Here is a 10424-nt window from a genome sequence, read left to right on the forward strand (position 1 = left end):
AGTCTTTGCGTTGCATGGTAACGGAAATCCGCCACCCTGACGACGCTTTGGAGGGGAATGATGTCACAGCCGCCGAAGGTTTTGCTGCTGTATGCCCATCCGGAATCCCAGGACTCGGTAGCAAACCGGGTTTTGTTACAACCGGCACAGCAGTTGGAACATGTCACCGTGCACGATTTATACGCGCACTATCCGGATTTCTTTATTGATATCCATCACGAACAACAGCTGCTGCGCGACCATCAGGTCATCGTTTTCCAACACCCTTTATATACCTATAGCTGCCCGGCCTTGCTGAAAGAGTGGCTGGACCGTGTGCTGTCCCGTGGCTTTGCCAGTGGGATGGGCGGTAATGCGCTGGCAGGCAAATACTGGCGTTCGGTGATCACTACCGGGGAGCCGGAAGGCGCCTATCGCACCGGCGGTTATAATCGCTATCCGATCGAGGATATTCTGCGCCCTTTTGAACTGACTGCGGCCATGTGTCATATGCACTGGCTGACGCCGATCCTCGTCTACTGGGCACGCCGCCAGAAACCGGAAGTGCTGAGCAGCCACGCCAGCGCCTATGGCGATTGGTTGCGTAACCCCTTACCGCACACCGGGAGGCACTGATGGAAGGTTCCGCGCTATTAACCGCCATACTGCTGTTCCTGTTTGCCGCGGTGGTGACAGTACCCATTGCCCGTCGCCTGGGGATCGGGGCTGTTTTAGGCTATCTGATCGCCGGTATCGCCATCGGCCCGTGGGGATTGGGATTCATTCGGGATGTGGATGAAATTCTGCATTTCTCCGAGTTGGGTGTGGTGTTCCTGATGTTTATCATCGGGCTGGAACTGAACCCGGCCAAACTATGGGAACTGCGTCGTTCGATCTTTGGTGTCGGTGCCGGGCAGGTATTGGTCACGGCGGCAGTGCTCGGCGCGCTGCTGTATTTTAGCCATTTCGCCTGGCAGGCGGCAGTGATCGGCGGCATTGGTCTGGCCATGTCATCGACGGCCATGGCGCTGCAGCTGATGCGTGAAAAGGGGATGAACCGTAACGAAGGGGGCCAGCTAGGTTTCTCGGTGCTGCTGTTCCAGGATATGGCGGTGATCCCGGCGTTAGCGTTGATCCCGATCCTGGCCGGTGGCGCAGGCACCAGCGATGATTGGGCGAAAATCGCCATGAAGGTTGCGGCCTTCGGCGGCATGCTGATCGGCGGGCGTTTCCTGTTACGCCCGTTATTTCGTTATATCGCCTCATCTGGGGTGCGTGAAATATTTACGGCCGCCGCGTTGTTGGTGGTCCTGGGGGCTGCGCTGTTTATGGATGCCCTTGGTCTGTCGATGGCATTGGGGACTTTTATCGCCGGGGTGTTGCTCGCAGAGAGCGAATATCGCCATGAGCTGGAAATCGCCATTGAGCCTTTCAAAGGGCTGCTGCTCGGGCTGTTCTTCATCTCGGTAGGCATGGCACTGAATATGGGCGTGTTGTATACCCATCTGCTGGAAGTGCTGCTTGGCGTGTTGATCCTGGTGGCGGTGAAGTCGGGTGTATTGTACTCGATGGCGCGTATCTTTGGCCTGCGACGCTCGGTACGTCTGCAATTTTCCGGGGTGCTGAGCCAGGGCGGGGAGTTCGCCTTCGTGCTGTTCTCGGCGGCGTCGACACAGCATATCTTTGACGACGATCAACTGGCCTTGCTGCTGGTCGTGGTGACGCTCTCAATGATGACCACGCCGCTGCTGATGCAGATTATCGATCGCATTCTGGCCCGCCGCTATAACGCCAAGGATGAGGATGAAGAGGCTCCCTACGTGGCAGATGACGATCCGCAGGTAATCATCGTCGGCTTCGGCCGCTTCGGGCAGGTGATTGGCCGCTTACTGATGGCTAACAAGAAGCGTATCACCGTGCTTGAGCGGGACGTTAGCGCGGTTGGCGTATTGCGCCGATACGGTTACAAGGTTTACTACGGGGATGCTACGGAGCTGGAACTGCTGCGGGCAGCCGGTGCGGCAAAAGCCAAATCTATCGTTATTACCTGTAATGAGCCGGAAGATACCATGGCCATTGTCCATCTGTGCCAGCAGCACTTCCCCAACCTGTCCATTTTGGCGCGGGCGCGGGGGCGTGTGGAAGCGCATGAGTTGCTACAGGCTGGCGTAAAACAGTTTAGCCGGGAAACCTTCTCCAGCGCTCTGGAGCTGGGGCGCAAGGCGTTAACGGAGTTGGGGATGCACCCGCATCAGGCTTATCGCGCTCAGCAGCATTTTCGCCGTCTGGATATGCGCATGCTGCGTGAACTGATGCCTCCGCATCTGGGGGACGTGGCCCAGATTTCCCGCGTGAAAGAAGCCCGGCGCGAGCTGGAAGAACTTTTCCACCGTGAAATGCAAAAAGAAAAACGGCAGTTCGACGGTTGGGATGAATACGAATAATTCGGAGCACAATGATGTCTGCAACACGTAAAAGATTTATCGCCGGGGCGGTTTGCCCAAGCTGTAACGCTATGGATACGCTGGCGGTTTGGCGTGAAGACCAGGTTGAAGTGGTGGAGTGCGTCAAGTGTGGCCACCATCAGCGCCAGACCGAGCAACAGGTGGAAAAACACGTTCGTCCGCAGGAGCAGGTGATCGGTATTTTTCATCCGGAGTAGCGTTATCTGCCGTGATTTTTTATGCTGAAGGGTACAGCGCTGGAGATTTCCGCTACAATCTCCACCGATTTAGTTTCCAACGGTAGGAGATATCATGAAAGTAACAAAAGACTTGGTGGTCAGCCTGGCTTACCAAGTACGTACAGAAGACGGTGTTTTGGTTGATGAGTCTCCGGTGAGTGCACCGTTGGACTATCTGCACGGGCATGGCTCTCTGATCGCAGGTCTGGAAAAAGCGCTCGAAGGTCACGAAGCGGGCGATCGTTTCGACGTTCATGTTGCCGCTAACGAAGCTTACGGCAACTACGATGAAAACCTGGTGCAGCGCGTTCCTAAAGACGTCTTTATGGGCGTTGATGAACTGCAGGTAGGTATGCGCTTCCTGGCTGATACCGATCAGGGCCCGGTTCCGGTTGAAATCACCGAAGTTGATGGTGACCACGTAGTGGTTGATGGTAACCACATGCTGGCTGGCCAAGACCTGAACTTCCACGTAGAAGTTGTGGCGCTCCGTGAAGCGACCGAAGAAGAACTGGCCCACGGCCACGTTCACGGTGAGCACGATCATCACCACGAACACGGTGACGGCTGCTGCGGCGGTCATGGCCACGATCACGACCACGATCATGACCACGGCAAGAAAGGCGGCTGTGGTGGCAACGGTGGTTGCGGCTGCCACTAATTCTGGTGCTGTAACTGCAACAAAAGGTCGCTTCGGCGGCCTTTTTTAGTAATGCGGGGGCGGCGTCTCTTCCGACTGCGAGGCGATCATCGAAGGTTGGCTGGCGCGCAGTTTGTCGGTCAGCAGGCGCAGATGCTCTTGTATCTTCAGCATTTCAAGCTGATGCTGCACCACGGTTTGATTGAGTTCCTCAATCGTCACTTCCTGAAAGGCCTGGCGGCTTTCTATCTCTTCCAACCGCAGAAGCAGGTTCTCGTAGTTTTTCTCGTGCATGATGTTACCTCTGGCACTGTTAAATCCGGGATTCTGGCACTATGTTATCAGTAGCGGTCGGCTTTGTGCCTGCCAATTTCGGCAAGTGGCTTTTCACTGCCGTAGAGCGGACAATTCAATCCGCAAAGTCGTTAAATAAAATCGTTAATTATCAATGCTATTTTTATTTTTCTTGAACTTTGCTACCAATATGAGGTCACATCTTGACTCGATTGGTTACCTGTGTGACTGTTTTGTTTTGTTTCAGGCAGCTATAGTAGCCCGGTTAACTTACTTAATGATGGTTTGAGGCACCGCTTCAGACACTGGAGAAATGGATGAAATCTTTGTTTAAAGTCACGCTTCTGGCAACCACTATGGCTCTTGCTCTGAATGCGACCCAAGTTATGGCAGCCGATGCGGCCAAACCTGCTGATGCAGCTACCGTTACCACTACCGGTGAGGTTGCGCCTGCTGCTGAAGCGGCTAAACCTGCAGAAGCACCAAGCACCGGCAAGTTCAAGAATGACGATGAGCAGGTAGCTTACGCACTGGGTGTTCAACTCGGCCGCTACATGGAAAACTCGCTGGATGAACAAGAAAAACTGGGCATCAAGCTGGACAAAGACGTGATGCTCGGGGCTGTTAAAGACGCGTTTGCCAAGCAAAGCAAGCTGAATGACTCTGACATCGAAAAAACCCTGCAAGGTTTTGAAGTGCGCGTGAAGGCTTCCGCTCAGGCGAAGATGGAGCAGGACGCGAAAGAAAACGAAGCGAAAGGCGCTAAATACGCTGAAGCCTTCGCCAAAGAAAAAGGCGCGAAGAAAACCGAATCTGGTCTGCTGTACAAAGTAGAGAAAGAAGGGACCGGTGAAGCACCGAAAGACAGCGATACCGTAGTGGTAAACTACAAAGGTACCCTGACCGACGGCACCGTGTTTGACAACTCCTACGATCGCGGCGAGCCATTGTCATTCCGTCTGGACGGCGTGATCCCAGGCTGGACCGAAGGCCTGAAGCACATCAAGAAAGGTGGCAAGATCAAACTGGTTATCCCACCGGCACTGGCCTACGGCAAAAATGGCGTTCCAGGGATCCCTGCCAACTCCACGCTGGTGTTTGATGTTGAACTGCTGGATGTGAAACCGGCAGCCAAGGCTGACGACAAAACAGAAAAAGCGGCTGACGAAGCTGCTGCAGACGCTAAAGCCAAATAAGTCTAAGATTTTCCCAACCGCCGCGAATGTCCTTCGCGGCGGTTTTCATTTCTGCACGACCAAGAATGCAAAATATCCTGCAACTTTACTTCCTGTCTCTACTGATCGCTTGACGCCTGCCGGGCATCGGGCTTAACGTCAATATCACGCGCAAATGTAAGAACCAGCATCTGACCGTTTTGCTAGACTCTGGGTCTGAACTTATGAATCATGCGCCTGCCCCTTAGGGCGTGTACCTAAAACTGCTCCCGGCAGCGATTGTCTCCTGCGCGAGCCGTTTTAGTTGCGTCCCCTGGCACAGGCGATCTATGTAGGTGGTATCTTCGATGTCAAATTCGCTTTTATCCAGCGAAGCCAGCGAACTTGATTTGCTGAATGAGCGTCCGTTTAGTCAGACGGACCATGAAATCCTGAAGTCGTATGAAGTCGTGGTCGACGGGCTGGCGATGCTGATTGGTGGGCACTGCGAAATCGTGCTGCACTCCCTGGAGGATCTGAAATGCTCCGCCGTGCGTATCGCCAATGGCGAGCACACCGGGCGTAAAATCGGTTCGCCGATCACCGATCTGGCACTGCGCATGCTGCACGATATGGCGGGCGATGACAGCAGCGTCTCCAAAGCCTATTTCACCCGGGCCAAAAGTGGCGTGTTGATGAAGTCGGTGACGATTGCCATCCGCAATCGCGAACAGCGGGTGATCGGCTTGCTGTGTATCAACATGAACCTTGATGTGCCGTTCTCGCAGATCATCCAGACCTTTATGCCGCCGGAAACGCAGGAGGTAGCTTCCTCTGTCAACTTTGCCTCCTCGGTTGACGATCTGGTGGCGCAGACGTTGGAGTTCACCATCGAAGAGGTGAATGCCGATCGCAACGTGTCCAATAACGCCAAAAATCGCCAGATCGTACTCAACCTGTATGAGAAAGGCATTTTTGATATCAAGGACGCGATCAATCAGGTTGCCGATCGCCTGAATATCTCCAAACATACCGTTTACCTGTATATCCGCCAGTTCAAGAGTGGCGATCTGCTGGGCAATGAGCGCTGATGCTTAACTACTGCCTATTGGTCACTGGCCCGGCTTATGGTACTCAGCAAGCGAGCAGCGCCTGGCAATTCGCCCAGGCCCTGTTGGCGGCAGGCCACCGCATTACCAGCGTTTTTTTCTATCGCGAAGGGGTGCTGAATGCTAACCAGCTATCATCTCCGGCCAGCGATGAGTTCGATCTGGTGCGTGCGTGGGTTGATCTGGCACAGCGGCATGGTGTGGAGCTTAACGTCTGTGTGGCGGCAGCTTTGCGCCGTGGCGTGGCCGATGAGCAAGAAGCCGCACAGCTGGCATTGGCGGCCGCTAACCTGCAGCCGGGGTTTACCCTCAGCGGTTTAGGCTCATTGGCAGAAGCGGCGCTGAGCAACGATCGTCTGGTACAGTTTTAAGTGAGTAGAATGAAGCGAGTTGCGTTTGTATTTACCCAAGGGCCACATGGCAGTGCGGCTGGCAGAGAAGGGCTGGATGCGGTACTGGCGACGTCGGCACTGAGCGAGGATATCGGCGTGTTTTTTGTCGGCGATGGCGTGTTGCAACTGCTGCCGGGCCAACAACCCGAAAAGATCCTGGCCCGCAATTACATCGCCACCTTTGGCGTATTGCCGCTGTATGACGTTGATAACTGCTATCTCTGCGCAACGGCCATCCAGGAGCGCGGGCTGCAACAGGTCACCGACTGGGTGTTGAAGGCCGAAATTCTGCCGCCAGAGACTCTGCGCGAGAAACTGGCCGCTTACGATGTGGTCATGACTTTCTAGGATACTTTGATGCTGTATACCCTAAGCCATTCCCCAACCCGTTGCGACCTGCCTGCGTTGTTAAGGCTCACCAGAGAAGGTGATGCCCTGTTGTTGTTGCAAGACGGCTTACTGGCCGGCCTGGCCGGTAGCGCCAGCCTTGATTTATTGCTCAATGCCCCCATATCCCTTTATGCGCTGCAGGACGATCTGGATGCCAGAGGCCTGTCTGGTCATTTTTCACCCAAAATCACGCTGATCGGTTATACTGACTTCGTTGTGTTAACCGAGACACACCACAGCCAAATGGCATGGTAATGCGTGTGATGTTGTATATTTCTTGACACCTCTACCAGTCAGCCATAAAATTCTGCGTCCTCGTACTGTGCCAATAGTGCATACGGGGGATTTATCACATGTTTACGAAGCAAAAAACGAAGCAAAACCCAGGAGCTTTTTTTAATGACTACGATTAATCAGCTGGTTCGCAAACCACGCTCTGTGAAGGCTGCTAAAAGCAACGTTCCAGCGCTGGAAGCTTGCCCGCAGAAACGTGGCGTATGTACTCGCGTATATACTACCACCCCGAAAAAACCAAACTCCGCACTGCGTAAAGTTTGCCGTGTGCGTTTGACTAACGGTTTCGAAGTGAGTTCTTACATTGGTGGCGAAGGCCACAACCTGCAGGAACACTCCGTAATCCTGATCCGTGGCGGTCGTGTTAAAGACTTGCCAGGTGTGCGTTACCACACCGTCCGTGGTGCACTTGACTGCTCCGGCGTTAAAGACCGTAAGCAAGCTCGTTCCAAGTACGGCGTGAAGAAGCCAAAGGCTTAATGGTTCTCCGTTAAGTAAGGCCAAACATTTTAATGTCAAAATAAACTCGTAGAGTTTTGGACAATCCTGAAATTTTCAACGGAGTATTTCCATGCCACGTCGTCGCGTAATAGGCCAACGTAAAATCCTGCCAGATCCTAAGTTCGGATCCGAGCTGTTGGCTAAATTTGTAAACATTCTGATGGTAGATGGCAAGAAATCTACTGCAGAAGCAATCGTCTATACCGCGCTGGAGACCCTGGCTCAGCGTTCTGGTAAAGGTCACCTGGAAGCTTTCGAAGTCGCTCTCGACAACGTGCGCCCGACTGTAGAAGTTAAGTCTCGCCGCGTTGGTGGTTCTACTTACCAGGTACCAGTTGAAGTTCGTCCGGTTCGTCGTAATGCCCTGGCAATGCGTTGGATCGTTGATGCCGCTCGTAAACGTGGTGATAAATCCATGGCTCTGCGCCTGGCGAACGAACTGTCTGATGCAGCAGAGAACAAAGGTTCTGCTGTTAAGAAGCGTGAAGACGTTCACCGTATGGCAGAAGCCAACAAGGCGTTCGCCCACTACCGCTGGTAATCCATGCAGTAGTTTTGCTAACCAAGTGGGCGCTTCAAGAAGCCAACCCGCTTGGTTTCACCGAACCGCCTAAGGCAATAGAGGAATCAAATGGCTCGTACAACACCCATTGAGCGCTACCGTAATATCGGTATCAGTGCTCACATCGACGCCGGTAAGACCACAACTACCGAACGTATCCTGTTCTACACCGGTGTAAACCACAAAATCGGTGAAGTTCATGACGGCGCCGCCACCATGGACTGGATGGAACAAGAGCAGGAGCGTGGTATTACCATTACTTCTGCAGCGACAACTGCTTTCTGGTCTGGTATGGCCAAGCAGTTTGAGCCGCACCGTGTAAACATCATCGACACCCCAGGGCACGTTGACTTCACCATCGAAGTAGAACGTTCCATGCGTGTGCTTGATGGCGCGGTAATGGTTTACTGTGCTGTTGGTGGTGTTCAGCCACAGTCTGAAACCGTATGGCGTCAGGCTAACAAATACAAAGTGCCACGCATCGCGTTCGTTAACAAAATGGACCGTATGGGTGCCAACTTCCTGAAAGTTGTTGGTCAGCTTAAATCTCGTCTGGGCGCAAACCCGGTTCCATTGCAGCTGGCAATTGGCGCAGAAGAGAAATTCACCGGTGTTGTTGACCTGGTGAAAATGAAAGCCATCAACTGGAACGAAGCTGATGCAGGCGTGACCTTCGAATACGAAGAGATCCCAGCTGACATGCAAGAACTGGCTGCTGAATGGCACCAGAATCTGGTCGAGTCTGCTGCTGAAGCCTCAGATGAGCTGATGGACAAATACCTGGGCGGCGAAGAGCTGACCGAGGAAGAAATCAAGAAAGCTTTGCGTCAGCGCGTGCTGAACAACGAAGTGATTCTGGTAACCTGTGGTTCTGCCTTTAAAAACAAAGGCGTACAGGCAATGCTGGATGCGGTTATCGAATACCTGCCAGCGCCAAATGACGTTGAAGCTATCAACGGTATTCTGGACGACGGTAAAGACACCCCTGCAGTACGTCATTCTGACGACTCAGAGCCGTTCTCTGCACTGGCGTTCAAAATCGCTACCGACCCATTCGTGGGTAACCTGACGTTCTTCCGTGTGTATTCTGGCGTTGTTAACTCCGGTGACACCGTTCTGAACTCCGTGAAGGCCGCGCGTGAGCGTCTGGGCCGTATCGTTCAGATGCACGCTAACAAGCGTGAAGAAATTAAAGAAGTTCGTGCAGGCGACATCGCTGCGGCAATCGGTCTGAAAGACGTAACTACCGGTGATACGCTGTGTGATCCTGCTAGCCCGATCATTCTTGAGCGTATGGAGTTCCCAGAGCCGGTAATCTCCGTAGCGGTAGAACCAAAAACCAAAGCTGACCAGGAAAAAATGGGTCTGGCTCTGGGCCGTCTGGCGAAGGAAGACCCATCATTCCGCGTATGGACTGACGAAGAATCAGGTCAGACCATCATCGCAGGTATGGGTGAACTTCACCTGGATATCCTGGTTGACCGTATGCGTCGTGAATTTAACGTTGAAGCGAACGTGGGTAAACCACAGGTTGCTTACCGTGAAGCAATTCGCGCGAAAGTTACTGACATCGAAGGTAAACACGCCAAGCAGTCTGGTGGTCGTGGTCAGTATGGTCATGTTGTTATCGACATGTACCCACTGGAGCCGGGCTCAAATCCGAAAGGCTACGAGTTCATCAATGACATTAAAGGTGGTGTGATCCCAACGGAATACATCCCTGCCATTGATAAAGGTCTTCAGGAGCAACTTAAGTCTGGTCCACTGGCCGGTTATCCGGTAGTTGATCTCGGTGTGCGTCTGCATTTCGGTTCTTTCCACGATGTTGACTCCTCCGAATTGGCGTTTAAACTGGCCGCGTCTATCGCCTTTAAAGATGGCTTTAAGAAAGCAAAACCTGTTTTGCTTGAGCCTATCATGAAGGTTGAAGTTGAAACGCCGGAAGAGAACACTGGTGACGTCATCGGTGACCTTAGCCGTCGTCGTGGTCAACTGAAAGGTCAGGAATCCAACGCTACTGGCGTTCAGATTCACGCTGAAGTTCCGTTGTCCGAGATGTTTGGATACGCAACTCAACTGCGTTCTCTGACCAAAGGCCGTGCTTCTTACTCCATGGAGTTCCTGAAGTACGATGATGCGCCGAACAACGTCGCTCAGGCCGTAATTGAAGCCCGTGGTAAATAAGCTTTCGGGTTTAACACATTGATCAGTGCTCCCTCCATGAGGGGGGAGCAAAAGAGTTAAGGAATATAGCCGTGTCTAAAGAAAAATTTGAACGTTCCAAACCGCACGTTAACGTTGGTACTATCGGCCACGTTGACCACGGTAAAACTACCCTGACCGCTGCAATCACTACCGTTCTGGCTAAAACCTACGGTGGTTCTGCACGTGCTTTCGACCAGATCGATAACGCGCCAGAAGAAAAA

Annotated in this window: 14 protein-coding genes; 13 read left to right on the forward strand and 1 reads right to left on the reverse strand. The window is 53.1% G+C overall.

Features of this window, described 5'->3' with window-relative positions; translation table 11 throughout:
- Positions 1-60 precede the first annotated feature (60 nt).
- The 4 genes from kefG to slyD all read left to right on the forward strand — a co-directional run bounded on the left by kefG (position 61) and on the right by slyD (position 3323).
- Positions 61-615, forward strand: a complete 555-nt coding sequence (gene kefG / locus N6G83_RS36350) for a glutathione-regulated potassium-efflux system ancillary protein KefG (protein WP_024482696.1) — start codon at positions 61-63, stop codon at positions 613-615.
- Entirely contained in the window at positions 615-2423 is a 1809-nt protein-coding gene (gene kefB / locus N6G83_RS36355) for a glutathione-regulated potassium-efflux system protein KefB (protein ID WP_211134520.1), read from the forward strand. The genes kefG and kefB overlap by 1 nt, the downstream gene beginning before the upstream one ends.
- 14 nt (positions 2424-2437) lie before the next feature.
- On the forward strand, positions 2438-2641 hold the full coding sequence (locus tag N6G83_RS36360; RefSeq protein ID WP_037376686.1) for a YheV family putative zinc ribbon protein: 204 nt from the start codon (positions 2438-2440) through the stop codon (positions 2639-2641).
- A gap of 94 nt (positions 2642-2735) precedes the next feature.
- Positions 2736-3323, forward strand: coding sequence for a peptidylprolyl isomerase (slyD, locus tag N6G83_RS36365; RefSeq protein WP_021181645.1), 588 nt, complete (start codon positions 2736-2738; stop codon positions 3321-3323).
- Positions 3324-3368: 45 nt separating this feature from the next.
- On the opposite strand, the gene N6G83_RS36370 is transcribed toward slyD, so the two are convergent.
- Positions 3369-3596 carry a protein SlyX gene (locus N6G83_RS36370; protein ID WP_211134519.1) on the reverse strand — a complete coding sequence of 76 codons (228 nt, stop codon included), beginning with the start codon at positions 3594-3596 and terminating at the stop codon, positions 3369-3371.
- A 317-nt stretch (positions 3597-3913) separates the two neighbouring features.
- On the opposite strand from N6G83_RS36370, the gene fkpA reads away from it, so the two are divergent.
- From fkpA to N6G83_RS36415, 9 genes are all read left to right on the forward strand, one after another.
- Entirely contained in the window at positions 3914-4792 is an 879-nt protein-coding gene (fkpA, locus tag N6G83_RS36375) for an FKBP-type peptidyl-prolyl cis-trans isomerase (protein WP_065684970.1), read from the forward strand.
- A 326-nt stretch (positions 4793-5118) separates the two neighbouring features.
- A complete protein-coding gene (locus N6G83_RS36380) occupies positions 5119-5841 on the forward strand; it encodes a transcriptional regulator (protein WP_024482691.1) in 723 nt (240 codons plus the stop codon).
- A complete protein-coding gene (gene tusD, locus N6G83_RS36385; RefSeq protein ID WP_065684971.1) occupies positions 5841-6230 on the forward strand; it encodes a sulfurtransferase complex subunit TusD in 390 nt (129 codons plus the stop codon). The genes N6G83_RS36380 and tusD overlap by 1 nt, the downstream gene beginning before the upstream one ends.
- A gap of 9 nt (positions 6231-6239) precedes the next feature.
- The gene (gene tusC / locus N6G83_RS36390) at positions 6240-6599 is read left to right on the forward strand and encodes a sulfurtransferase complex subunit TusC (protein ID WP_065684972.1); all 360 of its coding nucleotides are present in this window, start codon (positions 6240-6242) and stop codon (positions 6597-6599) included.
- A 9-nt stretch (positions 6600-6608) separates the two neighbouring features.
- Complete coding sequence (gene tusB / locus N6G83_RS36395; RefSeq protein WP_065684973.1) at positions 6609-6896, forward strand: sulfurtransferase complex subunit TusB; 288 nt, start codon at positions 6609-6611, stop codon at positions 6894-6896.
- A 144-nt stretch (positions 6897-7040) separates the two neighbouring features.
- Positions 7041-7415, forward strand: coding sequence for a 30S ribosomal protein S12 (gene rpsL / locus N6G83_RS36400; RefSeq protein WP_021181638.1), 375 nt, complete (start codon positions 7041-7043; stop codon positions 7413-7415).
- A gap of 91 nt (positions 7416-7506) precedes the next feature.
- A complete protein-coding gene (gene rpsG, locus N6G83_RS36405; protein WP_021181637.1) occupies positions 7507-7977 on the forward strand; it encodes a 30S ribosomal protein S7 in 471 nt (156 codons plus the stop codon).
- A 90-nt stretch (positions 7978-8067) separates the two neighbouring features.
- A complete protein-coding gene (fusA, locus tag N6G83_RS36410) occupies positions 8068-10182 on the forward strand; it encodes an elongation factor G (protein WP_021181636.1) in 2115 nt (704 codons plus the stop codon).
- A 71-nt stretch (positions 10183-10253) separates the two neighbouring features.
- Positions 10254-10424 (forward strand): GTP-binding protein (locus N6G83_RS36415; protein ID WP_235163334.1); only part of this gene is annotated, 171 nt, incomplete at its 3' end.

Source organism: Serratia sp. PL7 (assembly GCF_945957435.1).